The sequence below is a fragment of the Antarctobacter sp. genome, assembly GCF_965277915.1.
Taxonomy (GTDB): Bacteria; Pseudomonadota; Alphaproteobacteria; order Rhodobacterales; family Rhodobacteraceae; genus Antarctobacter.
Genome location: NZ_OZ255849.1, coordinates 1686215 through 1711401, shown reverse-complemented (window position 1 = coordinate 1711401; position 25187 = coordinate 1686215). Strand labels below are relative to the sequence as shown.

The window sequence follows — 25187 nt, the reverse complement described above, 5'->3', positions numbered from 1 at the left end:
CCGAATGGGCGCGCTGCTGCGGGATCAGTTGACCAGCGTCGCAGCCGCGGCCTGCGCCGCGCCCTCGATACCGAAGAGATTGACCACACCGGCGACCATGATCACCGCCGACACCATCAGGAACCCCCAGAGAACCGGAGATTTGCCCCCGTCCAGCGCATCCTCGCGGTCCTGGCCAAAGTACATGTAGTAGACGATCCGCAGGTAGTAGAAGGCGCCGATCACCGAGGCGACGACACCGGCAACCGCCAGCCAGGCCAGCCCGGCATCGTAAGCCGCCCGCAGCACGTAGAGCTTGCCGAAGAAACCCACCAGCGGCGGCACGCCCGCAAGGCTGAACAGCAGCACCAGCATCGCCAGTGCCTTGCCCGGCTCCTTGGTCGAATACATGCCCAGGCTCTGGATATCCGTCACCGGCTGGCCGTCCCGTTCCATCGACAGGATAAAGGCAAAGGTGCCGACGTTCATGGTGACGTAGATCGCCATGTAGATCAGCATCGCCTGCACACCCAACTCGGTGCCCGCGGCCAGGCCCATCAGCGCATAGCCCATGTGCGCGATCGAGGAATAGGCCATCAGGCGCTTGATGTCGCGCTGGCCGATCGCGGCGATCGCGCCCAGGAACATCGACAGGACCGACAGCAGGGCAATGACCTGCCCCCAGTCGCTGGTCGCTTCGCCGAAGGCGTCGTGCATCAGGCGTGCGAACAGCGCCATCGCCGCCACCTTGGGCGCGGTTGCAAAGAAGGCCGTCACCGGAGTGGGCGAGCCTTCGTAGACATCCGGCGTCCACATGTGAAAGGGCACCGCCGAAACCTTGAAGGCCAGGCCCGCGATCAGCATGGTCAGGCCGATCAGCAGACCAACCGGCATGTCGCCATCGGTCGCGGTCTGGATGATGCCCGAGAACAGCGTGGTTCCGGCAAAGCCGTAGGTCAGCGAAGCACCATAGAGCAGCAGACCCGAGGACAGCGCGCCCAGTACGAAGTACTTGAGGCCCGCCTCGGTGGACTTGGCGCTGTCCCGGCGCAGCGAGGCCACGACGTAAAGCGACAGCGACTGCAGTTCCAGCCCCATGTAAAGCGCCATCAGGTCACCGGCAGAGACCATCATCATCATGCCGACGGCGGCCAGCGTGATGAGCAGCGGATATTCGAACCGCAACAGGCCGCGGCGCTGCATGTAGCCTTCGCTCATCAGCAGCACGGCACCGGCGGACACCAGAATCACCACCTTGGCAAAGCGCGCAAACCCGTCGTTCACGAACATGCCGTTGAAGGCCACCTGCGTGCCCTCCCCTGTGGTCGCGATCCAGAAGGCCAGCGCCAGGAACAGCGCCGAGGTGATCCAGACCAGCAGCGGCGCCAGCTTGTCCTTGCCCGAGTAGACCGCGCCCACCAGCGCTGCCATCGCAAAGACCGACAGCAGGATTTCCGGCAGGATGATGTTCAGATCGGCCGAGATCATGTCCCGCTCTCCCTCAGTGTTCCGCGACGGCCACTTGCGTGTCGGCCTCTGTGCGGCCGGCAGCGGCAAGCGCCGTGTCGTATTTCGTCACCAGCGCCTCTACCGCGGGGCCGGTCCGGTCGAGGATCGGTGCCGGGTAGACACCCATCCAGATCGTCATGACCACCAGCGGCGCAAAGATCGCCTTTTCGCGCGTGGTCATGTCCTTGATGGTCTTCAGGCTTTCCTTGATCAGATCGCCCATGACAACGCGGCGGTACAGCCACAGCGCGTAGGCCGCCGACAGGATCACGCCGGTCGCGGCGCCTGCCGCCACCCAGGTGTTGACCTGGAAGATGCCCATCAGCGTCAGGAATTCCCCGATGAAACCAGAGGTCCCCGGCAGGCCGACGTTCGCCATGGTGAACAGCATGAAGATCAGCGCATAGGCCGGCATCCGGTTCACCAGACCGCCGTAGGCCTCGATTTCGCGGGTATGCATCCGGTCATAGATCACGCCGACGCAAAGGAAGAGCGCGCCCGAGATGAAACCGTGGCTGATCATCTGGAAGATCGCGCCATCAACGCCCTGCTGGTTGGCGGCGAAGATGCCCATGGTGACATAGCCCATGTGCGCGACGGACGAGTAGGCGATCAGCTTCTTCATGTCCTCCTGCACCAGCGCCACCAGCGAGGTGTAGATGATCGCGATCACCGACAGGGTGAAGACGAAATTCGCCATCACGTCACTGCCGACCGGGAACATGGCCAGCGAGAAGCGCAGGAAGCCATAGCCGCCCATCTTCAGCAGGATCGCCGCCAGCACGACCGAGCCCGCCGTCGGGGCCTGAACGTGCGCCTCGGGCAGCCAGGTGTGAACCGGCCACATCGGCATCTTGACCGCGAAGCTGGCGAAGAAGGCGATGAACAGCATCGTCTGCATACCACCGATGATCTGCACACCCAGGATGCTGAAGCTCTCGGAGGCGAAGTTGTGTTTCAACAGCGAGACATCACAACCGCCGATGCAGGTGGTGCCCGCGTCGGAATACATCGCCACCATGGCAACCAGCATCAGCACCGAGCCGAGGAAGGTGTAGAGAAAGAACTTGAAGCTGGCGTAGATCCGGTCCTTGCCGCCCCAGATGCCGATGATCAGGAACATCGGGATCAGGCCCGCCTCGAAGAAGAGGTAGAACAGGACCAGGTCCAGCGCCATGAAGACGCCCAGCATCAGCGTTTCCAGCACAAGGAAGGCGATCATGTATTCCTTGACCCGGTGGCTGACGTCCCAGCTGGCCGCGATGACCAGCGGCATCATGAAGGTGGTCAGCATGACAAACAGCACGCTGATCCCGTCAACGCCCATGCGGTAGCTGAGGCCCAAGAGCCATTCGCGCTCTTCCAGCATCTGGAAGCCGGTGTTGCCGGCGTCGAACTGGAACAGGATGAAGAGCGAGATGACGAAGGTCGCCGTCGTCGCAATCAGCGCAAGCCACTTGGCATTGCGTTGTGCCGCCGCGTCGTCGCCGCGCAGGAAAAGGCCCAGGATCAGGGCCGCCAGCGCGGGCAGGAAGGTGACGATGGAAAGCAGGTTATCCATTGGCTTTCTCCCTTTTGTCCAGGCTCAAGACCGCCACACATAGAGCAAGACACACACAGTACACGACGATTGGCAACCAAGAGAATTTGATCGACACGATCAAACCAACAACGCCCAATCCCAGAAAAAGCGCCAGAACCATGACGATCCCACCGATCATCCGCGTCAATCCCCACCGCCGGGATTGGTCGGTGCCACGATCAAGCCAAGCGCCCAATGCGGACGCAATCACGCCCAGCACGAACAGTAGAAAAACAAGCGCCATTAGTGCGCCCCTCCGCTGAGCGTCATCCAGGTGATGAAGACCGCGATCCCGATCACCATCCAGAAGGCATAGGTAAAGATGTAACCGGACTGTGCCCTGCCGGCGAGCCGGGTGAAGAAGGGGATGATCCCCATGGCAAGGCCGTTGATGCCGCCCTTGATGATCGACTCGTCACCGCCCTTCCACAGGATGCGCCCCAGCGCAAAGGCAGGCCGGACGAAGAGAAAGTTATAGATCTCGTCGATGTACCACTTGTTCAGCAGGAAGAGGTACAGCGGGCGCTGGTTCTCGGCCAGGGTCGCGGGCAGTTTCGGGTTCACGATGTAGAACCAGAAGGCCACCACAAAGCCGAGCACCATGGCGATGAACGGAGAGATCTTGACCCATTTCGGGACATAGTGCGCGTCGTGCAGGACGTGGTTGTCCGGCGCCATGTAGATGGCCCCAGCGCCGGGCGCGGCGACCGCCGCATGATCGCCCGCCGGCGCGGCGTGATCGTCCCCGTGATCGGCCGCCGGTGCGGCATGATCATCCGCGGCCCCGTGGCCCGCATCGGCGGCTTCGCCATGCTCTGCCGCCTCTGCCACCGGAATGCCGAAGAACTTGTTGACGTAGTCCTCCTTGCCGAAGAACGAGGCGTACCAGATCATCCCCGAGAAGACTGCGCCAAGCGCCAGCACGGCCAGCGGGGCCAGCATGACGGTCGGGCTTTCGTGGGCATGCTCATGCGTATGCTTGTCGCCGCGCGGCTTGCCGTAGAAGGTCAGGAACATCAGGCGCCAGCTGTAGAAGCTGGTGAACAGCGCCGCGATGACCAGCGCCCAGAAGGCAAAGCCGCCGTTGGTGCCGGCATAGGCGCTCTCGATCACGGCGTCCTTGGACAGGAACCCGGCAAAGCCGATGGTGGTCAGCGGAATGCCGACACCGGTGATGGCCAGCGTCCCGATCATCATCGCCCAGAAGGTATAGGGCAGCTTTTTCCGCAGTCCGCCGTAGTTCCGCATGTCCTGTTCGTGGTGCATCCCGTGGATCACCGACCCGGCCCCAAGGAAGAGCATCGCCTTGAAGAAGGCATGCGTGAAGAGGTGGAACATGGCGACCGAGTAGACGCCCACGCCCGCCGCCACGAACATGTAGCCCAGCTGCGAACAGGTCGAATAGGCGATCACGCGCTTGATGTCGTTCTGCACCAGGCCCACGGTCGCGGCAAAAAAGGCCGTCACCGCCCCGAGGAAGGTGATGAACGCGGTCGCGTTCGGGGCGAATTCCATGACCGGCGACATGCGGCAGACCAGGAAGACACCCGCGGTGACCATGGTTGCCGCGTGGATCAGGGCCGACACGGGGGTCGGGCCTTCCATCGCATCCGGCAACCAGGTGTGCAGGATGAACTGGGCCGATTTGCCCATCGCGCCGATGAACAGCAGGAAGGCCACCAGCTCGGCCGCGTTCCAGCTGGTCCAGAGGAAGGTCAGCTGCGTTTCCGCGAGTTCGGGCGCGGCGGCAAAGATGTCGTCGAACTTGATGCTGTCGGTCAGGAAGAACAGCGCGAAGATCCCCAGCGCAAAGCCGAAGTCGCCGACCCGGTTGACCACGAAGGCCTTGATGGCGGCGGCATTGGCCGAGGGCTTGCGGTAGTAGAAACCGATCAGCAGGTAGGAGGCGACGCCCACGCCTTCCCAGCCAAAGAACATCTGCACCAGGTTGTCCGAGGTGACCAGCATCAGCATGGCGAAGGTGAAGAACGACAGGTAGGCGAAGAAGCGCGGCTTGTAGCTCTCCTCGCCTTCCTTGAAGTTGTCGTCATGCGCCATGTAGCCGAAGGAATACAGGTGCACGAGCGCCGAAACCGTGGTGACGACGATCAGCATGATCGAGGTCAGCCGGTCCAGCCGGATCGACCAGTCGGTCGACAGCGTGCCGCTTTCGATCCAGCGCATGACCTGGATGTGCTGCGTGTCCGGACCGTGGGTAAAGAAGATGATCCAGGAAAAGGCACAGGCCAGGAACAGCAGGCCGGTGGTGATCCACTGGGCACCGCGGATGCCGGTCAGCTTCCAGCCAAAGCCCGCGATCAGGGCGCCCGCGAGGGGCGCAAAGAGGATGATGCTCTCCATGAGGCTTTAGCCTTTCATCACGTTGACGTCTTCCACGGCGATGGTGCCGCGGTTGCGGAAGAAGCAGACCAGGATCGCCAGGCCGATGGCGGCCTCGGCGGCGGCGACGGTCAGCACGAAGAGGGTAAAGACCTGCCCCACGAGATCGCCCAGGTGGGTCGAGAAGGCGACGAGGTTGATGTTCACCGCCAGCAGCATCAGCTCGATGCTCATGAGCAGGATGATGACGTTCTTGCGGTTCAGGAAGAGCCCGAAGATGCCGATGACGAAAAGCACCGCCGCCACCGTCAGGTAATGTTCCAATCCGATCATGTGCGTCCCTCCGGGCCTGTCGCCCGCTTTTGGTCTTCCAAATCGTGCCCCGCGCGGATGCCGGGGCCCTCTTTCGCTCTTGCGGCCCGTCTGGATGCGGGCCCTGTGGGGTCCTCTGCCCCCTGTCCCGGATCTGATCCGCGACCTCTTGTCAGTCTACGCGCCGCGCGGGTCACCCCAAGGGGCGACGGCGCCCTCGCAGTTTCAGCCTGGCCAGCCGGTCCTCTGTCCAGACTTGGGCCCGGACGGGCAGCAGCAGCATGGCCCGCCGCAGGATCCAGGCCCCCGCCACGATCTTGAAGGCCCAGAACCCGGCGTAGAGCATCAGCCCCGTCGGGGACAGGACCACGTCCCAGAACCCGCTCAAAGCCCCTGCCCCGGCTTGACGTCCTTGAGTTCCATCGCCTTGGCCGGATCGCGGTACATCTGCGCCAGGATGTCCTGGCGCTTGACGTCTTGGCGATGGCGCAGGGTCAGAACGATGGCACCGATCATGGCAACCAGCAGGATCAGCCCGGCAAGCTGGAACAGCAGAAAGTATTCGTCATAGAGGATCATCCCCAGCGCCTGGGTGTTGTGCATCCCCTCGGGCATGGGTTGCGCCAATTGGCCCGCCGCCATGTCAGAGGCCTGCCATGCGCCAAAGGCCATTGCCAGCTGCATCAGGATCACCAGGCCGATCAGCAGGGCCAGCGGCATGTAGCGCGCCATTTCCGCCTTCAGTTCGGCGAAATCCACGTCCAGCATCATGACGACAAACAGGAACAGCACCGCGACCGCGCCGACGTAGACGATCACGAGCAGCATGGCGACGAATTCCGCGCCCATCAGCACGAAAAGCCCCGCCGACGACAGGAAGGCCAGGATCAGCCAGAGCACCGAGTGCACCGGGTTGCGGCTGACCACGGTGAACAGGCCGCCCGCGATGGCGCCGAGTGCGAAGAGGTAGAAGGCAAAGACCATCATGTCTCGTCATCCTTGTGTTCATTGATGACTTCGCGCGCAAGTTCCATTGCGCGGGTCATCGCGGGAATGCCTGCGAACATCGACATATGTCCGATGGTCTCGGCGATTTCTTCTTCGGTCGCGCCCGCTTCGAGCGCGTGGCGCACGGTCAGGCGGAACGGTGTTTCGGCCTGCGCGCCCTGCATGGTCAGACCCGACAGGGTCAGCAGCAGGCGCGTCTTGGCGTCCAGGCCCTGCTTGGAGATGCCCTTGCCGAACCACATCTCCATTGCGTCCTTGGACATGGTCGGCCAGAGCTTTTCGAAACCCTTGGGGTCGAAACTGCTCATGGCCGGATTGAAAGCCTTGGCCATTTCCTGGGCCTGGGCCATCATCAGCTCGAAAGGGGTCTTGTTACTGTCGCTCATTGGCCAGCCTCCAGCGCAGGGCATGTGCCGACAACCGCTGTGCGGGCCGACAGCCACTTGGTGCCGTCATACTCTCGCGGCTCAAGGATCGAAACCACTTCGACACCTTCGCGCCGGAACGGGGCCACGCTGGCCAGGCCATCGGGCAAACCGGTGAATTGCTCTCCGTGATCGGCGATCAGCCGGGCAAAGATCGCATCCACCATTCCCGCCTGATCCGGGGCCGACACGCTCATTATACAGTCGCAGAACCCGTCGTGTTCGACCAGGTTCACCACGATTTCCGGCTCGGCCACCCAGACACCATCCTGTCGGGTCAAACCGGCCTCGCGCGCGGTGGCCGCGAAATCGGCATATCCCGGCGCCGTCCCCATGCAGACCTTCGAGAACAGTGCCGCACGCCGCTCGTTCCAGGCGTCGCTGCCCGGCTCCTGCGCAACTCCGCCGCCCGCCGCAAGGGCAAGCGCGCTGAGAGCGATCAGGGAGTTCAGTCGGCGAGACATGGGGCGTGCGGGTCCTGTCGTGGGTCAGCGATACGGCGCGTCAAGTTCCAGGTTGCGGGCGATCTCGGCTTCCCAGCGTTCGCCGTTTTCCAGCAGCTTGGCCTTGTCGTAGTAGAGTTCCTCGCGTGTTTCGGTCGAGAACTCGAAGTTCGGGCCTTCGACGATGGCATCCACCGGGCAGGCTTCCTGGCAGAAGCCGCAGTAGATGCATTTCGTCATGTCGATGTCGTAGCGCGTGGTGCGTCGGCTGCCGTCGTCGCGGGGTTCCGCGTCGATGGTGATGGCCTGCGCCGGGCAGATCGCCTCGCACAGTTTGCAGGCGATGCAGCGCTCTTCACCGTTGGGATACCGCCGCAGCGCGTGTTCGCCGCGGAACCTGGGGCTCAGCGGACCCTTCTCGTGCGGGTAGTTCACCGTGGCCTTGGGCGCGAAGAAATATTTCAGGCCCAGCTGAAATCCCTTCACGAAATCCGCGAGCAGAAAGTATTTCGCGGCCCGGCCGTAGTCGATGGTCGCCATTCTATCCTTGCTCCTGTGCCGTTGGTTTGCCGCCGGGGCACGTGCCCTGCAGCGATCGCAGTTTCATGGGCTCGCGCAGCATCTCAGCCCCCCGTAACCCAGCGGGCATAGCCGTCAAAGAACCAGCCGAATTTCGCCGCGAAGGCAACAAAGACCACCCAGACCAGCGAGAACGGCAGGAAGACCTTCCAGCCCAGGCGCATCAGCTGGTCATAGCGGTAACGCGGCGTGATCGCCTTCACCATCGCGAAGATGAAGAAGAAGAAGGCCATCTTGCCGACCATCCACAGAGCCCCGTCCGGCAGCCCCGGGATCGGCGACAGCCAGCCACCGAAGAACAGCAGCGAGGTCAGCGCGCACATCAGGAAGATGGCGATGTATTCACCGGCCATGAACAGCAGGAAGGGCGTTGCCGAATATTCCACCTGGTAGCCGGCCACCAGTTCCGATTCCGCCTCCGGCAGGTCGAAGGGCGGGCGGTTGGTCTCGGCCAGGGCCGAGATGAAGAACAGGAAGACCATCGGGAAATGCGGCAACCAGTACCAGCTGAAGAAGCCGTAAGCACCGTCCTGCGCATCGACGATGTCGCCGAAGTTCATCGAACCGGTCGAGATGATGACGCCGATGATGATCAGACCGATGGAGACCTCGTAAGAGATCATCTGCGCCGCAGAGCGCAGCGAACCCAGGAAGGGGTATTTCGAGTTCGAGGCCCAGCCGCCCATGATCACGCCGTAGACCTCAAGCGAGGAGACCGCGAAGACATAGAGGATCGCCACGTTGATGTCGGACAGGACCCAGGTATCACCGAAGGGGATGACAGCCCAGGCGATCATCGCCAGCACGAAACTGGTCAGCGGCGCCAGCATGAAGACCGTGCGGTCCGACCCTGCCGGGATCACCACTTCCTTGACGACGTATTTCAACGCGTCTGCCACGGTCTGCAGCAGGCCGTAGATGCCGACCACGTTCGGGCCGCGCCGCATCTGGACGGCCGCCCAGATCTTGCGGTCGCCGTAGACGAGGAAAAGTAGCGACACCATCACGAAGCCCAGCACCGCAAGGCATTGCGCGAAGATGATGACAAAGGTGCCCAGAGGCGTGGCGAAGAAGTTTTCCATCAGGTCCTCACACCATCGGTATTCCGTTCTCGGCACAGGCCAGCGCCGCCACTTCGGCGTCGATGGTCTTGAGCCCGCGGGGCAGCGCTGCCGAGATGGTGTAAACCGCATCTCCACGCCATAGGCCACCCTCTTCGTAAACGGTCGTGCGCAAATGACGCGCAAAACCGTAACCCCGGATCAGCGCGTATTGCGCGGCTGCGCATTCGGCGTAATCCTTGACGTCGCCCTCGTCCCGGGCGCCGCGCATCTCGACCTCGAACTGCACCAGATCGCCGTCCAGAAGCCGGGTCTCGATCCCGGCATAGGTCGGCGTGAAAGGCGCGTCGGAGACGGCCTCTTCGGTGCAGGCCGACAGCCCGGTGGCAATCACCAGTAGCGTTATGATCGCCAAGCCGCGCAAGTTACTGCGCCGCCAGCGGCGCAGCGGCGCGATCGCGCGCCTGTTTCGACAGTTCCGCCATCAGTTCGGAGGCACGGGCGATCGGGTTGGTCAGGTAGAAATCGCGCACGGCGTAGCGGAACTCCGCATCTCCCAACTTGCCCGCCTCCAGCGGTTGCCAGTCGTTCTCGGGCACTTCGTCGATCTGCTGCAGGTGCGGCACGTCCTTGACCAGCGCCTGACGCAGTTGCGCAAGGCTGTCCCAAGGGAGCTGCGCCCCGACCTCGGCCGAAAGCGCCCGAAGAATGGCCCAGTTTTCCTTGGCCTCGCCCGGGGCGAACCCACTGCGCAGAGCGATCTGCGGACGGCCCTCGGTATTGACGAAAAGTCCCTGCTCCTCAGTGTAGGCGGCGGCAGGCAGGATCACGTCGGCGCGGTGCGCGCCACGGTCGCCGTGGCTGCCCTGGTAGATCACGAAGGCGCCTTCGCCGATCTCGACTTCGTCGGCGCCGAGGTTGTAGATCACGTCGGCCTCTTGCACGGCCTCCATGCCGCGCTCGTTCACAGCCCCCACGTCCAGCGCGCCAACGCGGCTGGCTGCGGTGTGCAGCACCAGCATCCGGCCCGACAGCGCCATGCAGGCGCCCAAAACCGCGGCGCCGTCCGCTTCGTTCAGGGCACCCTGCCCGACGATCACGATGGCATCGTCACCGGCGGTCAGATTGGACAGTGCATCGCGGCCCGCGCCACAGTCCTCGACGTCATAGGTCAGGTCGACGGCGGGGCCGACGCGCTTGACCTTGGCGCCATTGGCCCATGCCTTGCGGATACGCGCGTTCAGCACCGGCGCCTCGTCGCGCGGGTTGGTGCCGACAAGGATGATCTCACTTGCGGTGTCGATATCCTCGATGGCGACATTGCCGACATAGCCCGAACGGTTGCCCGCTGGCAGTTTGGCTCCGTCGGTCCGGCTTTCGACGGCACCGCCTTGCCCTTCGACCAGCGTTTTCAGCGAATAGATCGCCTCGACCGGGGCAAGATCGCCCACGAGGCCGGCCAGTTTCTCGGCACCCTTGATCGCCTTGGCGGCAACCCCCAGCGCCTCGGGCCAGCTTGCGGGACGCAGCTTGCCGTTTTCGCGAACATAGGGCCGATCCAGACGCTGGCGGCGCAGCCCATCCCAGACAAAGCGCGTCTTGTCAGAAATCCATTCCTCGTTCACGCCGTCATGGTTGCGCGGCAGGATCCGCATGACTTCGCGGCCCTTGGTATCGACCCGGATATTGGACCCGAGCGCGTCCATCACGTCGATGGTCTCGGTCTTGGTCAGTTCCCAGGGACGCGCGGTAAAGGCGTAGGGCTTCGACACCAGCGCGCCCACCGGGCACAGGTCGATGATGTTGCCCTGCAGGTTCGAATCGAGCGTCTCGTTCAGGTACGAGGTGATCTCGGCATCCTCACCGCGGCCGGTCTGGCCCATCTGGGTGATGCCCGCGACCTCTGTGGTGAAGCGCACGCAGCGGGTGCAGGAGATGCAGCGAGTCATGTGGGTTTCGACCAGAGGACCCAGGTCCAGGTCGTCCACCGCGCGCTTGGCCTCGCGGAACCGGCTGAAATCGACGCCGTAGGCCATCGCCTGGTCCTGCAGGTCGCATTCGCCGCCCTGGTCGCAGATCGGGCAATCCAGCGGGTGGTTGATGAGCAGGAACTCCATCACCCCCTCGCGGGCCTTCTTGACCATCGGCGAGTTGGTCCTGATTTCCGGCGGCTCGCCGTTGCGCCCCGGGCGCATGTCGCGCACCTGCATGGCGCAGGAGGCGGCCGGCTTGGGCGGACCGCCCACGACCTCGACAAGGCACATGCGGCAGTTGCCGGCGATCGACAGCCGTTCGTGATAGCAGAAGCGTGGAACTTCGATCCCGGCCTCTTCACAGGCCTGGATCAGGGTCATGGCCCCGTCCACCTCGATCTCCTGCCCGTCGATGATGATCTTTCGCGTATCGGACATGCCCGTGCCTCTCCCGTTCTTCGGCTGGCAGCGCCCGCTGGCAGGCAGGCCGCAGTCCTCGGGGTTCTATCGTGGTCCGCCGGACGATACCAGATGCAGGTGCAGCGAAAAGGCAGGAAAAAACGACGCGGCGCACGAGTTTTCTCCGTGCACCGCGTCATCGTGATCACAAAAGTTGAATATGTACCGCCCGATGGCAGTCTGCATCCGACTCATCGCAGGAAGTAACCGACCGGCCCGCTGCGTGAAATGTCGTCCCGCCCGAACTTGCACAGGGCGCGGGTGTCCTTGGGATTCACCCCCTGCGAGTTCAGCCAGGTCTCGGCCTTGCTGCGCATCCGTTTCTTTTCTTTGTCGGAATTCACGTAGTCGTCGATCTCGGTGTCGGAATAGCCCAGGGCCTTGGCGCGTTTCTCCAATGCCTTGATCTGGCGATAGGCACGAACCATGCGCGGCTGCAGGTCATCGCAATTCCTGCGGATCTCATCCGCGATCGCGATCGCCATCAGCCCGTCGTCGATTTCTCTGACCTCGCGCAGGGGCGGCTTGGCCACGGCGGGAAGCGCCAGGGTCATGCTGACGATGGAAATGAGAATCAGGCGCATACGCGGCCCTCCGTTATCAGGCTGTTGCCCTTCAGGTGGGGGCAGACGCGCCCGATATTCAATATCGACGGTCTGCCGACCTTCGTTTCGGCAAGGATCCACGCATCCGGCGCGCCTTTGCGCCCCTCAGGCCGCCTCGTCGCGACAGCTGCCCCGGAAGGTCAGGGTGTCGTCCACCACGCGCAATGTCTGCGCATCGGCATCCGGCGCCACGGTCCAGTCGATCTCGGACGTGCCGAAATACTGAATGCAGTGCTGCTTGGCCTTGTAATTGGCCGCAGCGCGCGCGCCCTCGACCGATTTCGATACTTGGTGCACGGTCACGGTAAAGACCTGCCGGTTCTTGCGTTCGGCCTTCACGACGGCGCGAAAACGCTGACCGTCGAACACCGGTTCGTCCGACTTGAAGATCCCGACGCGCCCGCAACCACCAATCGTGGCCGCGAGGGCCAGAATGCACACCACCCGAGTCATCATCTTATTGGCCTCCCCGGCACAGTACCTCGAATTGACAGAGCTGGCCGTCAGACACGGAACTCTTGGACAGGACGATTTCCGTTTGCGCCACGGGCGCCAGCGGCGCGATCGGCACAGCCGCTCCCAAAATCGATTTCATCATTCCAATCCGTGTCTTTCCTGCTCGCCTCGTGCGCATGCCAAACAGGGGCCGCGCGTCGCGCGCACTGTCGCGCCTGCCGGGCAAGAGGTCAAGGAGCGGGCGCCCCGCGCCTTGGATCGAACCGCCCCTCCCGGCCAAAACGGATCAAGGCTCAGACGGCCTCGGGCGTGCAGTGTCTTGCCCGCCACAACTGGGCCTCCGGCAGGTACGACCAGCCAAAGGCCGCCTCCGTATCGCCCTGTGTCTTGCGCATCTCCAGACGTTCCAGAGCTTCGTCCAGCGTCGGCCGGTGTCCCTTCGGCACCCACCACATGACGAAATGCTGTTCTCCCATGATCTCGAACCACTCGGCGCGACGGTCATAGAACTGCTTGTGGATGGTGCCCCAGACAAAGCGTTCCAGGCTTTCCACGTCCTCCCAGACCGTCAGGTTGGACACGAACTGCGGATCGCCATCGATCTTGGCCTCGGTGTTGCCGGTGCCCGGTTCGCCCGAGCCTTCCATCATCCAGACAAAGCCCGGCATCCGTTTGCCCAGCCCGTTGATCCGGTCGAGGTTTGCCATGAACTCGGCCACGCGCGGGTCATCAGTTGGGGCCAGTAGTCGCCCGACATTCAATTCCGCCAAGTGCATGTGATGTCCTTTCTGAAACCCAGTCGACCAAAGGTCCCGAAGCTGTAGCGCGCGGCCCCCGCCACGCCCAATGAATTATGCGGATGCAGCCCATCGCTTGCGGGCATGGGTCCAGCCGAAGGCCGCGTCGCTCTCGCCTGCCCTTGCCAGGTGGTGCAGCTTGCCCGCCGCCTCAGCGATTCCGGGACGGTGACCCTCGGGCACCCACCACATCACCAGCCGCAGCCCCTGCCCTGCGGCATCGAACCATTCCGCGCGCCGATCGTAGAACCGCCGGTGTACGGTCTGCCAGACGAAATGTTCGAGGCACGGCAGATCGCGCCAGACCGACAGGGTCGACGCGGTCCGGGGATTACCGCCCAAGGGTCCGCCCACATCCGTTTGCGCCGCGTCCATCTGGTCCTCCGGCATGTGCCAGACATAGCCCGGGCTGCGCTCCGCAACCGCAAAGACCCGATCTAGGTTATCGCGGAAATCGGCGATGCGCGGATCGTCCCAATCGTGTCTCAGAATGCCGATGTTGAACTCGGCCAGGTGCCAGCCGATCATCGGCCGTCTTTCCGACACAGATCGGAACAGGACCACGCGCCCGGTCGCTCATGCGCATCCCATAGCCGGTGGCGGACGGAAAAGACGTCGAAAGGCGGTCCCAAGTGGATCACCTCTTCGGTGGGTTCATTCGGGAATTTGTCCTGTGCCAGCGCGGTCGGCGCCAAACGAAAAAGGCCCCCCGCCGATCGGCAGGAGGCCCTGACAACATCGGAGGGTGCCACGTTTATTCCGCGGCGACGGCGCTGAGACGTCCGGTCTTCTGCGCCTTGATGCGGTCCTCGATCTCGTCGCGGAAATTGCGGATCAGGCCCTGGATCGGCCAGGCCGCGGCGTCGCCGAGCGCACAGATCGTGTGGCCCTCGACCTGCTTGGTCACGTCCCAGAGCATGTCGATCTCTTCTTCGTCGGCCTCACCCTTCACCAGCCGTTCCATCACCCGCATCATCCAGCCGGTGCCTTCGCGGCACGGGGTGCACTGGCCACAGCTTTCGTGCTTGTAGAACTTGGCCAGACGCCAGATCGCCTTGATGATGTCGGTGTCCTTGTCCATCACGATCACCGCCGCCGTGCCAAGCCCCGAGCCGAGCTCGCCGCGCAGGTAATCGAAATCCATGATCGCGTCGCGCATCTTTTCGCCGCGCACGCAAGGCACCGAGGACCCGCCGGGGATCACGGCCTTGAGGTTGTCCCAGCCGCCACGGATGCCGCCACAATGCTTGTCGATCAACTCTTCGAAGGTGATCGACATCGCCTCTTCGACGACGCAGGGGGTGTTCACATGGCCCGAGACCGCGAACAGCTTGGTGCCTTTGTTGTTGTCGCGTCCGAAGGACGAGAACCACTCGGCCCCCCGACGCAGGATCGTCGGCACGACGGCGATGGATTCGACGTTGTTCACCGTGGTCGGGCAGCCATAAAGGCCCGCGCCCGCCGGGAACGGCGGTTTCATCCGGGGCATGCCCTTCTTGCCTTCGAGGCTTTCCAGCAGGGCGGTTTCCTCACCGCAGATATAGGCGCCCGCACCGTGGTGCAGGAACAGCTCGAAATCCCAGCCCGAGCCGGCGGCGTTCTTGCCCAGCAGGCCCGCGTCATAGGCCTCGTCGATGGCGGCTTGCAGGGCCTCACGCTCGCGGATGTATTCGCCGCGGATATAGATGTAGCAGGCATGGGCCTGCATCGCGAAGCTGGCGATCAGGCAGCCTTCGATCAGCGTATGCGGATCGTGACGCATGATCTCGCGGTCCTTGCAGGTGCCCGGCTCGGATTCGTCGGCATTGACCACCAGGTAGGCCGGACGCCCGTCCGATTCCTTGGGCATGAAGGACCACTTCAGGCCGGTTGGGAAACCGGCGCCGCCACGACCACGCAGGCCCGACGCCTTCATTTCCTCGATGATCCAGTCACGCCCCTTGGCGATCAGATCCTTTGTCCCGTCCCAGTGGCCACGCTTTTTCGCGCCGTCGAGGGTGCGGTCATGCATGCCGTAGAGGTTGGTAAAGATCCGGTCCTGGTCAGCTAGCATCTCTCAATCCTTGTGTTCCTGGCGCTCCCGCCAGAGCCCGTATAACATCCACAGCGCCCAGACAAAGCCACCAATTGCAGCAAGGTCGAAAAGCGCGCGCCAGCGGTGGCTCAGGTCCACCGCTGCGCCGATCACATTTGCCGCGACCCAGCCGAGAGCCGTCCCGACGATCACCAGCGCAATGACGCGGCCTCTCCGGTTGTGGTCCTGCTTCCCGGCCATTGCCGCCTGAGCCTTATTTCACAAGTTCGGCGGCCTGCGCCACCCAGCCGTTGCGCGAGGCCCGGCCGCGTACACCGGCCAGGTTCTCGTCGACCCAGGCGACGTTTTCCCCGGTCCAGGCCGCGATCTGCGAGAAATGGTAGATCCCCTCGGCGTTCAGCGCCTCCGCCAGTTTCGGGCCGACACCGTTCAGAACGGTCAGGTCGTCTGCTTCGCCCTTGGGCGCCTTCAGCGCGGCGGGCTTGACCATCGCGGGGACGGCTTCAACCTCCGCTTCGGACGCCGGTGCGGCCGCAGGCGCGGCGGGTTCCGCGACAGGCGCCGTCTCAACCTTTTCGGGGGTGGCCACGGGGGCCGGTGCCGGTTCCGCCACAGGTTCCGCAACGTCCGCAACGGTCTCAGCCACGGTTTCCTCGACGGTCACTTCCGGTTCGGCCACCGGCTCTGCCGTGGCCTCGACCACGGTGGTCTCGGCCACGTCCTCGACCGGGGCTGCCTCTTCGGTGGTCGTCACCGAAGCCGCAACCGTCACGCCGCCCATCGGCGTGCAGATCGAGCCGAAACCCGCCGGCATTCCGGTCCAGGGCATCATGGCCAGTTTCATCATTCCCTGGCTGGCTTCCAACGCAAAGCGCGTCTGAAGCTGCATCATGCGCATCAGCGGCATAAAGTCAGGTGTCATAGAATAGATCGGGGTCGTCATGGTCACGTTCTCGCTCCACTAAACGGGCGCAGCATCCTGCGCGTGTCTTAGCGCCGTTCCTCCCCAACAGTGCCGGTGCCACGCCTGACATACTGCGCCGCGGCACGCAAGGTATGGCTTTGTCGCATCCCCGTTTCAGGCGCCGCGACAGCGGGTTTGACCACTCTGTAACCAGCAATCCGTCGCGCATGCGGCGCCTTCGGCCCCGGGCGATCAGCCGCTTGGCGTATAGGTCCAGCTGCCCCGGCGCGAGGCCAGTTCCGCCTCGCCTGCCAGCACCGTGCCGGTCTTGACCAGCGGTGCCTCGGTGGCATCGGAGCGGGCCGCGGCAGGCGCTGGTTGGGGACTTGGTTCCGCGGCCTCTTTGGTCGGGGCCGGGTCCGCCTCTGCCACGCTGTCGCCACCATAGGTCCAATTGCCCTTGCGGCTGGCAAGGTCTTCCTCTCCCGGCAAGGCGCCGCTGGGTTTGACAAGTGGCCCGTTGTCGGCGCTCTCGTGCGCTGCGGGCGCAGGCTCTGCCTCGGGGATCCTCTCCGGCTGCGGTGCCGGGGGGGCCTTGGGCTGTGGCGCAGGCCGCGTGGTGGGGGTCGGGGCCTTTGCCGCGCTGGCACAGAACAGCCTGGAGAACAGCAGCCCGAGAACGACGAGCGTCACGCCCGCCGCAATGGCCGCCTGAATCCCCATCCAGTCGCCCAGCGTCAGCAACAATACGAAAACGAGAAAGGCGGCCACGGCCGCCAATCCCCAACTCAACCTGCTGCAGTTCCCCTGCCCAGCCTGATCCTCCATGACGTTCCTCCCTGTCGCCGATATCCGGTCCTGTCTGGACCGGAGTATCACGAAAAAGGGAGGCCGCGGCTATCAGACTTTAGGACCGCGCCGCCAGCTCCTTGGCCTGCGCCACCCATTCGTCGCGGGTCGCCCGGCCCTTGAAACCCTCGAGGTTCTCGTCGACCCAGGCCAGCTCCTTGTCTGTCCAGGCCGCGACCTGGTCGAAGTGGTAGAAGCCCAGCGAGTGCAGCAGCTCTTCCAGCTTGGGTCCGACGCCCTTGATTTCCTTCAGGTCGTCCGGCTTGCCGTCACGCGGCGCGTCAAGGCCGACAGGCTTGTCCTCTGCCGCAGGCGCAGCCGGCTCTTCCGCGGGCTTGTCCTCGGAGGCCGGGGCCTCGTAGCGCCAGCTGCCCTTGCGGCTGGACAGCTCGGCCTGGCCGGGCAGCGGTGTGCTGGGCTGGACCAGGGCCTGCTCGACCTCGGCAGGTGCCTCGGCAACCTTTTCCGGCTTCGGCGCGGGTTTGGCCGGTTGCGGGGTTTCCTCTGCGGGAACCTCTGCCTCGGGGGCATGCGGCTGGTGGCTGCCACGGGTTCCCGACTGGTCGTTCCAGGGCGCCGACAGCGGCACCTCGGTGCCGTCGATGCGCTTGATCGTGTCGCCGATGTCATCGGCCAGTTGCGCGCTGGCGTTCAGCTTGATCGAACCGTTCACAAATTCGGTCAGCGACGTGATGCCCGGCTTCGGCTCCGAAGCGAAACGACCGTTCTGCGGCCCGACCTGCGGCACCTCGCCCCGCGCCAGTGCGTCGAGCAGATCGCGCAGTTTCTCGGCGGTCAGGTCCTCGTAATAGTCCTTGCCGATCTGCGCCATCGGCGCATTGGTGCAGGCGCCCAGGCATTCGACCTCTTCCCAGCTGAACTTGCCGTCCTCAGACAGCGCGTGCGGTTTGTCGGCGATTTTTTCGCGGCAGACGGCGATAAGGTCCTCGGCGCCGCAGATCATGCAGGAGGTCGTGCCGCAAATCTGGATATGCGCCAGCGAGCCGACCGGCTGCAACTGGAACATGAAGTAGAAGCTGGCCACCTCGAGCGCGCGGATATAAGCCATGTCCAGCATGTCGGCCACGGCTTCGATCGCCGGACGGCTGAGCCAGCCTTCCTGCTCCTGTGCCCGCCACAGCAGCGGGATGATGGCGCTGGCCTGACGGCCTTCGGGGTACTTGGTGATCTGCTCGCGCGCCCAGGCCAGGTTGGCGGGCGTGAAGGCAAAACTCTCGGGCTGTTCGGGGTGCAGTCGGCGCAGCATGGCTTTCGGCTTTCCGTCTTACGTCCGGCGCCAGGGCGCGGCGCCTCGGGTTTCAATCTTGCATCCGGTCCGGCCCGCTGGGCCGGTCACGTCAGGTTGCCGCCTCAGGCGCGGGCTCGGTCTTGGGGGCGCAGGCGCCGGTCTGAAGACGCACACCGCCGTTCGACAGCGGCACCGCCTGTTTCTGTTCGACCTTGTACTGCGAGATGGTCACCACCTTCTCGCGCGGCATCCCGGTCTGCAGTTCCACGGGCAGATAATCGCTTTCGTTCACGAGGTCACATCCGATCGAGGCCACAGCGGCATCAAAGGCCGCAAGGTCCTCTTCGGTGACGCCCTCGGGCAGGAAACAGCCCGAAACCAGTCCAGTCGCGACCAGGGCAAAAGCGTATCTTTTCATCGTGTCGTCCCTCGCAAAAGGCCGCGCGGCGGCGGCCCATCTTTCCCCCTCAGGGGCAATTCACCAGCCGCACCGCTCCGGCGGCCACGCCAAACTCGATCGCCCCGGAGGCAACCAGATCCCGGGCGGTATCCTTTGGGATGAAGCGGTTGTCCCCGATTGCATCGTCGGACAGTGCGCCATTGTCCCCGAACCCTGCGGGCAGGCTCTGCGCCACGGCGCCTCCTGCCTGCGGACAAAGCGCCAAGAGCGGTCGGATCACCTGTCGATCTCCCCGAAGACGACGTCCATCGTACCGATGATCGCCGCGACGTCGGCCAGCTGGTGGCCCTTGGCAACGTGATCCATCGCCTGCAGATGCAGGTAGCCCGGCGCGCGGATCTTGGACCGGTAGGGCCGGTTCGACCCATCGGCCACGAGGTAGACGCCGAATTCGCCCTTGGGCGCCTCGACGGCGGCATAAACCTCGCCCTCGGGAACGTGAAAGCCCTCGGTGTACAGCTTGAAGTGATGGATCAGGGCTTCCATCGAGCGTTTCATCTCGCCGCGTTTCGGCGGGGTGATCTTGCCGCGCGCCAGGACGTCGCCCTGCCCTTCGGGCGCGCGCAGCTTCTCGATGGCCTGCAGGATGATCTTCACGCTCTCGCGCATCTCGGCCATGCGGCAGAGATAGCGGTCATAACAATCGCCGTTCTTGCCGACCGGGATCTTGAAGTCGAACTCGTCGTAGCATTCATAGGGCTGCGCGCGGCGCAGGTCCCAGGCAAGGCCCGACCCACGCACCATGACGCCGGAAAAGCCCCATTCGTTGATCTCTTCCTCGGTCACGACGCCGATATCGGCGTTACGCTGCTTGAAGATGCGGTTTTCCGTCAGCAGGCCGTCGATATCATCCAGCACATTGGGGAATTCTTTGGCCCAGGCCTCGATATCGTCGATCAGGGCCGGCGGCAGGTCCTGGTGCACGCCACCGGGCCGGAAATAGGCCGAGTGCAGGCGCGCGCCGCAGGCCCGTTCGTAGAAGACCATCAGCTTTTCGCGTTCTTCGAAGCCCCAGAGCGGCGGCGTCAGGGCGCCCACGTCCATCGCCTGCGTGGTCACGTTCAGCAGGTGGTTCAGGACACGGCCGATTTCCGAATAGAGCACCCGAATCAACGACCCCCGCCGTGGCACCTCGACACCGGTCAGCTTTTCGATGGCCAGGCACCAGGCGTGCTCCTGGTTCATCGGCGCCACATAGTCGAGACGGTCGAAATAGGGCAGGTTCTGCAGGTAGGTCCGCGTCTCCATCAGCTTTTCGGTGCCGCGATGCAGCAGACCGATATGCGGGTCGCAACGCTCGACGATCTCGCCGTCAAGCTCCAGCACAAGACGCAGCACACCGTGCGCCGCCGGGTGTTGGGGGCCGAAGTTGATGTTGAAGTTGCGGATCTTCTGCTCGCCCGTCAGGGCGTCTTCGAAACCTTTGGAGCCGTCCATCACTTCGCCTCTTCCGTCTTTTCGTCACCGGGCAGCACGTATTGCGCGCCTTCCCAGGGGGACATGAAATCGAACTGGCGGTATTCCTGCACCAGGCTCACCGGCTCGTAGACGACGCGCTTTTGCTCTTCGTCGTAACGCACTTCGGTATAGCCCGTGGTCGGGAAATCCTTGCGCAGCGGGAAGCCGCGGAACCCGTAATCCGTCAGGATGCGGCGCAGGTCCGGATGGCCGGCAAAGAGGATGCCGAACATGTCGAAAACCTCGCGCTCGAACCAGTTGGCCGAGGGGTGAACCGACACGATCGATGGCACCATCTCATCCTCGCGGATCGCCACGCGCAGGCGGATGCGGTGGTTCTGGTACATCGACAGGAAATGATAAACCACGTCGAACCGCTTGGGCCGCTCCGGGTAGTCAACGGCGGTGATGTCCACCAGCGAGGAAAACCGGCAGGTCGCGTCCGTCTTCAGGAACTCCACGAACCCGCGGATGTTCGAAGGCGCCACATCGACGTTCAGCTCGCCATGGGTGACGTCCCAGCCGATCACGCAGTCGGGGCGCTTGGCCTCGATATGGCCGCCCAGTTCGTTCAGCAATTCGCTCATCGCACCAATGTCCCCGTCCGGCGGATTTTCTTCTGCAGCGCCATGATGCCGTAGACCAGCGCCTCTGCCGTCGGCGGGCAGCCCGGCACATAGACATCCACGGGCACCACGCGGTCACAGCCACGCACCACGCTGTAGGAGTAGTGGTAATAGCCGCCACCGTTGGCGCAGGAGCCCATCGAGATGACATAGCGCGGCTCCGGCATCTGGTCGTAGACCTTGCGCAGGGCCGGAGCCATCTTGTTGGTCAGCGTGCCGGCGACGATCATCAGGTCCGACTGGCGCGGGCTGGCGCGCGGCGCGGTCCCGAACCGTTCGAGGTCATAGCGCGGCATCGAGGAATGCATCATCTCGACGGCGCAACAGGCCAGGCCGAAGGTCATCCAGTGCAGCGAACCGGTACGCGCCCAGTTGATGATGTCCTCGGTCGAGGTCAGCAGAAAACCCTTGTCCTGAAGCTCGCGGTTCAGGGTCTGCGTGGCCACCTCGCGGTCGCCACCAGAGGTGTTCGAGCCGTAGGGGGACAGCGCGGATGGACCCGATTTCACGCGCGCGCCTTGTTGGCCGTCGCCCTGTACATCGGTCACATGGGCCTTGTCGTCGGTCATTCCCATTCCAATGCCCCCTTCTTCCATTCGTAGGCAAAGCCGATGGTCAGAACGCCCAGGAACACCATCATCGACCAGAAGCCCACCATCGAGACGTCCTTGAAGGCCACCGCCCAGGGAAACAGGAAGGCGATTTCAAGGTCGAAGATGATGAACAGGATCGAGACCAGGTAGAACCGGACGTCGAATTTCATCCGGGCATCGTCGAAGGCGTTGAACCCGCATTCGTAGGCGGAAACCTTTTCCGGGTCCGGGTTGCGCACGGCGAGGATCACCGCGGCAAGGATCAGGACAAGGCCGAGACCGATGGCAATGGCCAGAAAGACGAGGATGGGAAGATATTCCCGCAGCATCTCTTCCAAGACGTGGCTCCTTCAAGGATCGGGCGCTGTGGCGCTTGGCTTATTGTCCCTTATCGCTGCCATCTGGCAGGGTCAACACGAGGCGCGTGCATTCAAATCCCTGCGAACAAAAGGCTTTCCCTGAAATTGGCGGTTTTTCCTTTGTTGACAAAGGGATGCCGGAACAGGCGATGCTGCATGGCAGCACGCGCCGCGCGCAAGCGTCGCGCCCGACTTTGTGATCACGGGCCGAGAGGACGGGAATCCCGCCATGTTCAAGTGCCGCCACTTGCGTTAGCAGCCGGGAGCAGACAGGAAAGACAATCCCATGACCGTTCACATCCTTGCTCCCGACGACACGATTTTCAGCGTGAACCGAGACATTGCGCGCGTGGGTTTTGCGCAGCTCGGCGAAGAGGTCCGGATTTTCGCGCCCGAGGACTTCGACGACCTCACGTTTGCCGCGGGGGACATCGTCGTGGGCGGCATCCGCTATGCCCGGAAGGGCATGGAACGGCTGGGCATTCCCGTGCTGGATCTCGACAGCATACCCGAGGCGCTGATGCCCTTTGCCGGGCGGCGCATCTGGCAGTCGACGATGGCCGAGGCGCGACAGCTGGCAGGCAATGGCACGGCAATCTTCGTCAAGCCCCTGCCCGACCGGCTCAAGCTCTTTACCGGAACGCTGCTATGCAGCTTCGCCGACCTGATCCCAACGGCGCATATCCCCGACGAGGAAGCGGTAATCTGTGCCGATCCGGTGGATTTCGTGACCGAATACCGTGGCTTTGTCCTGCATGGCGACCTGATCGACCTGCGACCCTACCGGGGCGATCCGCTGTGCTTCCCTGACCCCGAGGTGATCCGCGCTGCGCTGGCCGCCCAATCGACGGCGGGTGCTCCTGCGGCCTATGCGCTGGATTTCGGGGTCACCTCTGACGGGCGGACGCTGGTGGTCGAGGTCAACGATGCCTATGCGGTTGGCGCCTACGGGCTGTCGCCAATCCGCTACGCAAGACTGATCGCGACCCGCTGGGCGGAACTGGCCGCATGACCCTGTGGCCAGGTTTCGGTGCCAGGAACCAGCGTGTCGCCCTTCACCGGATCGTTGAAATCATCACGTAGCCCGCCAATCCGCTCATCACCAGCATCACCGGGAACCAGACGGCGCGTTCTTTCTGCGACGGGGTGATTCCGTTCAGGACGGCGCTCAGCCCACTCACGCCAAGGGCGACCCAGCCGCTCCAGCGCGGCCAACCGAGGCCGGGAAAGCCCGCCGCCGACAGGATCGCCACTGCCTGGAACAAGACCACCGGAACAGAGACCGCCGCCACCACCCGCCCGGTCAGCGGCAAGGCGCCTTCGTGCCGCCCACCCTGCGTCCAGCGACCAAGCGGCGCGCCCCCGATCAACGCCAGTTGGAAGAAGACGATGGCAAGGCAGACAGTGGCATAGAGATGGGCAACCTGGATCAGCATGGCCGCCGGTCCTTCATGCCCAGGGCGCGGGCCGCTTGTCGAAAAAGGCGGCGATCCCTTCCTGCGCCTCCGATGTCTCCCAGCGGGCGGCCAGGGCGTCGATGGCCCCGTCGACCTCGGCCTCGGTGACTTCCCCCCCCAGGCGCCGCAACAACGCCTTGGCATCCCGAACCGCCCCCGGCGCACAGGCCAACGGCAAAGCGACCTCTGCCGCGACGGCCTCGTCCAATTGATCCGCCGGAACCGACCGGTTCAGCAGTCCCAGCGCCACGGCCTCGTCAGTGCCAAAGATACGTCCGTTCATGAAGATTTCCTGCGCCTTCACGGCACCCATCCGGGCCATGACATAGGGCCCGATATTGGCCGGTATCAGCCCCAGCTTGACCTCGGTCAGACCGAACTTCACCCCCTCGGCGGCCAGTGCAATGTCACACACGCAGATCAGCCCCAGCCCGCCGCCAAAGGCATTGCCCTGCACCTTGCCGATCAGGGGTTGCGGCAGCGCATAAAGCGCGCCCAATGCCTTGGCGATGCGCGAGGATTCCTCGCGCCGCGTCGCCCGGTCCATCTCGAACTGTTCGCGCATCCAGGCCAGGTCACCGCCGGCGCAAAAGGACTTGCCCTCTGCCGACAGGACAACCACTTTCACCTCCGGGTCTGCCGCCAGGCTGTGCGCCGTGGCCTCCAGCTCGGTCATCATCTGCGCGGACAGCGCATTGTGCTTGTCGGCCCGGCGCAGGCTGATCTCCGCCACGCCCCGCGTGTCGCGCGATACCCCGATCAACTCCATCTCGTCCCTTTCAATCCGTTGCCCAGCGAACCAGTCACGTCCCACGCATGGCGCCCGCCATCTGGGCGGCCTTGTCCAGGACGACACGATCCAGCCCGGTGACATAGCCCCGAGCAACCAGGTGATCGTGCACCGCCTCCGTTGCCACGTTGCCCGCCGCACCCGGCGCATAGGGGCATCCCCCCAACCCGCCGACCGCAGCATCAAAGACCCGCAAGCCTCGCGCCAGCGCCACGTCGATGTTCTCCAGCGCCCGACCGGATGTATCGTGGAAATGCCCTGCCAGCTGCGCCGCGGGCATCTCGTCCAGCACGACGGACAGCATGGCATCCACCGCCTCCGGCCGCCCCCGCCCGATGGTGTCCCCCAGAGAAACCTCGTAACAGCCCATGTCCCGCAAGGCCGCAACCACCCGGGCCACGGCCGCGGGCGCCACCGCCCCGTCGTAGGGACATTCCACCACGCAGGACACATAGCCACGCACGGGCAGTCCCGCCTCGCGCGCCGCCTCGGCCACAGGCACGAAGCGCGCCAGCCCTTCCTCGACCGTGGCGTTGATATTGGCCTTCGAGAAGCCCTCGGACGCCGCGCCGAACACCGCAACCTCGTCCGCCTTCGCCGCCAGCGCGCGCTCCAACCCCTTCAGGTTCGGCGTGAGCGCCGCGTAGGAGACGCCCCGCGCCCGCGCAATTCCCGCCAGGACCTCTCCGGAATCCGCCATCTGCGGCACCCATTTCGGACTCACGAAAGAGGCGCATTCGATCCGCCGAAACCCCGCGCCGGACAGCAGGTCCACCAGCGCCACCTTCTCCGCCGTGGGGATGGCGCGTTTCTCGTTCTGCAGCCCGTCGCGCGGGCCCACCTCGAAGATCTCGACCGTCTCGCTCATCTTCTCTCTCC

Annotated in this window: 32 protein-coding genes; 1 reads left to right on the top strand and 31 read right to left on the bottom strand. The window is 64.1% G+C overall.

The annotated features are described in order from the left end of the window. Nucleotides 1–24 precede the first annotated feature (24 nt). The 28 genes from nuoN to ACQY5B_RS09060 form a co-directional block, all read right to left on the bottom strand. Nucleotides 25–1467: an NADH-quinone oxidoreductase subunit NuoN gene (nuoN, locus tag ACQY5B_RS09195; RefSeq protein ID WP_420325512.1), complete on the bottom strand. Its 1443-nt coding sequence runs from the start codon at nucleotides 1465–1467 to the stop codon at nucleotides 25–27. A 13-nt stretch (nucleotides 1468–1480) separates the two neighbouring features. Then, nucleotides 1481–3049 (bottom strand): NADH-quinone oxidoreductase subunit M, encoded by a 1569-nt coding sequence (locus ACQY5B_RS09190; RefSeq protein ID WP_420325513.1) that lies wholly within the window; start codon nucleotides 3047–3049, stop codon nucleotides 1481–1483. Then, on the bottom strand, nucleotides 3042–3314 hold the full coding sequence (locus tag ACQY5B_RS09185; protein ID WP_094019776.1) for a hypothetical protein: 273 nt from the start codon (nucleotides 3312–3314) through the stop codon (nucleotides 3042–3044). The genes ACQY5B_RS09190 and ACQY5B_RS09185 overlap by 8 nt, the downstream gene beginning before the upstream one ends. Next, nucleotides 3314–5431 carry an NADH-quinone oxidoreductase subunit L gene (nuoL, locus tag ACQY5B_RS09180; RefSeq protein ID WP_420325514.1) on the bottom strand — a complete coding sequence of 706 codons (2118 nt, stop codon included), beginning with the start codon at nucleotides 5429–5431 and terminating at the stop codon, nucleotides 3314–3316. Before nuoL ends, ACQY5B_RS09185 begins: the two co-directional genes overlap by 1 nt. Nucleotides 5432–5437: 6 nt before the next feature. After that, nucleotides 5438–5743 (bottom strand): NADH-quinone oxidoreductase subunit NuoK, encoded by a 306-nt coding sequence (gene nuoK, locus ACQY5B_RS09175; RefSeq protein WP_023849383.1) that lies wholly within the window; start codon nucleotides 5741–5743, stop codon nucleotides 5438–5440. A 172-nt stretch (nucleotides 5744–5915) separates the two neighbouring features. Next, nucleotides 5916–6110 (bottom strand): hypothetical protein, encoded by a 195-nt coding sequence (locus ACQY5B_RS09170; protein WP_305968353.1) that lies wholly within the window; start codon nucleotides 6108–6110, stop codon nucleotides 5916–5918. Beyond that, a complete protein-coding gene (locus tag ACQY5B_RS09165; protein ID WP_305968354.1) occupies nucleotides 6107–6709 on the bottom strand; it encodes an NADH-quinone oxidoreductase subunit J in 603 nt (200 codons plus the stop codon). Before ACQY5B_RS09165 ends, ACQY5B_RS09170 begins: the two co-directional genes overlap by 4 nt. Next, nucleotides 6706–7116 carry a carboxymuconolactone decarboxylase family protein gene (locus ACQY5B_RS09160; protein ID WP_305968355.1) on the bottom strand — a complete coding sequence of 137 codons (411 nt, stop codon included), beginning with the start codon at nucleotides 7114–7116 and terminating at the stop codon, nucleotides 6706–6708. Before ACQY5B_RS09160 ends, ACQY5B_RS09165 begins: the two co-directional genes overlap by 4 nt. Further along, nucleotides 7113–7619, bottom strand: a complete 507-nt coding sequence (locus ACQY5B_RS09155) for a hypothetical protein (RefSeq protein ID WP_420325516.1) — start codon at nucleotides 7617–7619, stop codon at nucleotides 7113–7115. Before ACQY5B_RS09155 ends, ACQY5B_RS09160 begins: the two co-directional genes overlap by 4 nt. Before the next feature lie 24 nt (nucleotides 7620–7643). Continuing rightward, the gene (gene nuoI / locus ACQY5B_RS09150) at nucleotides 7644–8138 is read right to left on the bottom strand and encodes an NADH-quinone oxidoreductase subunit NuoI (RefSeq protein WP_043143624.1); all 495 of its coding nucleotides are present in this window, start codon (nucleotides 8136–8138) and stop codon (nucleotides 7644–7646) included. Nucleotides 8139–8221: 83 nt separating this feature from the next. Next, nucleotides 8222–9259: an NADH-quinone oxidoreductase subunit NuoH gene (gene nuoH / locus ACQY5B_RS09145; RefSeq protein ID WP_420325517.1), complete on the bottom strand. Its 1038-nt coding sequence runs from the start codon at nucleotides 9257–9259 to the stop codon at nucleotides 8222–8224. A 7-nt stretch (nucleotides 9260–9266) separates the two neighbouring features. Next, a complete protein-coding gene (locus ACQY5B_RS09140) occupies nucleotides 9267–9662 on the bottom strand; it encodes a YNQ4 family lipoprotein (RefSeq protein ID WP_420325518.1) in 396 nt (131 codons plus the stop codon). Nucleotide 9663: 1 nt separating this feature from the next. Next, entirely contained in the window at nucleotides 9664–11649 is a 1986-nt protein-coding gene (gene nuoG / locus ACQY5B_RS09135; RefSeq protein WP_420325519.1) for an NADH-quinone oxidoreductase subunit NuoG, read from the bottom strand. Between the two features lie 212 nt (nucleotides 11650–11861). Next, nucleotides 11862–12254, bottom strand: coding sequence for a DUF5333 domain-containing protein (locus ACQY5B_RS09130; RefSeq protein ID WP_420325520.1), 393 nt, complete (start codon nucleotides 12252–12254; stop codon nucleotides 11862–11864). A 126-nt stretch (nucleotides 12255–12380) separates the two neighbouring features. Then, nucleotides 12381–12731, bottom strand: coding sequence for a hypothetical protein (locus tag ACQY5B_RS09125; protein WP_420325521.1), 351 nt, complete (start codon nucleotides 12729–12731; stop codon nucleotides 12381–12383). A 293-nt stretch (nucleotides 12732–13024) separates the two neighbouring features. Further along, nucleotides 13025–13507 carry a DUF3291 domain-containing protein gene (locus tag ACQY5B_RS09120; protein WP_305968362.1) on the bottom strand — a complete coding sequence of 161 codons (483 nt, stop codon included), beginning with the start codon at nucleotides 13505–13507 and terminating at the stop codon, nucleotides 13025–13027. A gap of 75 nt (nucleotides 13508–13582) precedes the next feature. Next, nucleotides 13583–14056 carry a DUF3291 domain-containing protein gene (locus ACQY5B_RS09115; RefSeq protein ID WP_420325523.1) on the bottom strand — a complete coding sequence of 158 codons (474 nt, stop codon included), beginning with the start codon at nucleotides 14054–14056 and terminating at the stop codon, nucleotides 13583–13585. Between the two features lie 226 nt (nucleotides 14057–14282). Continuing rightward, nucleotides 14283–15581 carry an NADH-quinone oxidoreductase subunit NuoF gene (gene nuoF / locus ACQY5B_RS09110; protein ID WP_420325524.1) on the bottom strand — a complete coding sequence of 433 codons (1299 nt, stop codon included), beginning with the start codon at nucleotides 15579–15581 and terminating at the stop codon, nucleotides 14283–14285. A gap of 3 nt (nucleotides 15582–15584) precedes the next feature. Beyond that, nucleotides 15585–15803 carry a DUF5337 domain-containing protein gene (locus ACQY5B_RS09105; protein WP_420325525.1) on the bottom strand — a complete coding sequence of 73 codons (219 nt, stop codon included), beginning with the start codon at nucleotides 15801–15803 and terminating at the stop codon, nucleotides 15585–15587. Between the two features lie 13 nt (nucleotides 15804–15816). Next, nucleotides 15817–16485, bottom strand: coding sequence for a helix-hairpin-helix domain-containing protein (locus tag ACQY5B_RS09100; RefSeq protein WP_420325526.1), 669 nt, complete (start codon nucleotides 16483–16485; stop codon nucleotides 15817–15819). Between the two features lie 234 nt (nucleotides 16486–16719). Then, entirely contained in the window at nucleotides 16720–17295 is a 576-nt protein-coding gene (locus tag ACQY5B_RS09095; RefSeq protein ID WP_420325527.1) for a hypothetical protein, read from the bottom strand. 79 nt (nucleotides 17296–17374) lie between these two features. Then, the gene (locus ACQY5B_RS09090; RefSeq protein WP_420325528.1) at nucleotides 17375–18583 is read right to left on the bottom strand and encodes an NADH-quinone oxidoreductase subunit E; all 1209 of its coding nucleotides are present in this window, start codon (nucleotides 18581–18583) and stop codon (nucleotides 17375–17377) included. A 91-nt stretch (nucleotides 18584–18674) separates the two neighbouring features. Continuing rightward, complete coding sequence (locus ACQY5B_RS09085; RefSeq protein WP_043143603.1) at nucleotides 18675–18983, bottom strand: hypothetical protein; 309 nt, start codon at nucleotides 18981–18983, stop codon at nucleotides 18675–18677. Between the two features lie 49 nt (nucleotides 18984–19032). Further along, nucleotides 19033–19245 carry a hypothetical protein gene (locus tag ACQY5B_RS09080; RefSeq protein WP_420325529.1) on the bottom strand — a complete coding sequence of 71 codons (213 nt, stop codon included), beginning with the start codon at nucleotides 19243–19245 and terminating at the stop codon, nucleotides 19033–19035. Beyond that, complete coding sequence (locus tag ACQY5B_RS09075) at nucleotides 19242–20462, bottom strand: NADH-quinone oxidoreductase subunit D (RefSeq protein ID WP_420325530.1); 1221 nt, start codon at nucleotides 20460–20462, stop codon at nucleotides 19242–19244. Before ACQY5B_RS09075 ends, ACQY5B_RS09080 begins: the two co-directional genes overlap by 4 nt. Continuing rightward, complete coding sequence (locus ACQY5B_RS09070; protein WP_420325531.1) at nucleotides 20462–21070, bottom strand: NADH-quinone oxidoreductase subunit C; 609 nt, start codon at nucleotides 21068–21070, stop codon at nucleotides 20462–20464. Before ACQY5B_RS09070 ends, ACQY5B_RS09075 begins: the two co-directional genes overlap by 1 nt. Beyond that, a complete protein-coding gene (locus tag ACQY5B_RS09065; protein ID WP_420325532.1) occupies nucleotides 21067–21684 on the bottom strand; it encodes a NuoB/complex I 20 kDa subunit family protein in 618 nt (205 codons plus the stop codon). Before ACQY5B_RS09065 ends, ACQY5B_RS09070 begins: the two co-directional genes overlap by 4 nt. Continuing rightward, the gene (locus ACQY5B_RS09060) at nucleotides 21675–22040 is read right to left on the bottom strand and encodes an NADH-quinone oxidoreductase subunit A (RefSeq protein ID WP_043143593.1); all 366 of its coding nucleotides are present in this window, start codon (nucleotides 22038–22040) and stop codon (nucleotides 21675–21677) included. Before ACQY5B_RS09060 ends, ACQY5B_RS09065 begins: the two co-directional genes overlap by 10 nt. Nucleotides 22041–22347: 307 nt before the next feature. Here ACQY5B_RS09060 and ACQY5B_RS09055 point away from each other — a divergent pair, with 307 nt between their 5' ends. Then, nucleotides 22348–23073, top strand: a complete 726-nt coding sequence (locus tag ACQY5B_RS09055) for an ATP-grasp domain-containing protein (protein ID WP_420325533.1) — start codon at nucleotides 22348–22350, stop codon at nucleotides 23071–23073. A 43-nt stretch (nucleotides 23074–23116) separates the two neighbouring features. Here ACQY5B_RS09055 and ACQY5B_RS09050 read toward each other — a convergent pair whose 3' ends face one another. The 3 genes from ACQY5B_RS09050 to ACQY5B_RS09040 are packed head-to-tail and all read right to left on the bottom strand — an operon-like array spanning nucleotide 23117 to nucleotide 25176. After that, nucleotides 23117–23497 carry a hypothetical protein gene (locus tag ACQY5B_RS09050; RefSeq protein WP_420325534.1) on the bottom strand — a complete coding sequence of 127 codons (381 nt, stop codon included), beginning with the start codon at nucleotides 23495–23497 and terminating at the stop codon, nucleotides 23117–23119. Between the two features lie 13 nt (nucleotides 23498–23510). After that, nucleotides 23511–24287 carry a crotonase/enoyl-CoA hydratase family protein gene (locus ACQY5B_RS09045; protein ID WP_420325535.1) on the bottom strand — a complete coding sequence of 259 codons (777 nt, stop codon included), beginning with the start codon at nucleotides 24285–24287 and terminating at the stop codon, nucleotides 23511–23513. A 34-nt stretch (nucleotides 24288–24321) separates the two neighbouring features. Then, the gene (locus tag ACQY5B_RS09040) at nucleotides 24322–25176 is read right to left on the bottom strand and encodes a hydroxymethylglutaryl-CoA lyase (protein WP_420325536.1); all 855 of its coding nucleotides are present in this window, start codon (nucleotides 25174–25176) and stop codon (nucleotides 24322–24324) included. Nucleotides 25177–25187: the final 11 nt, after the last annotated feature.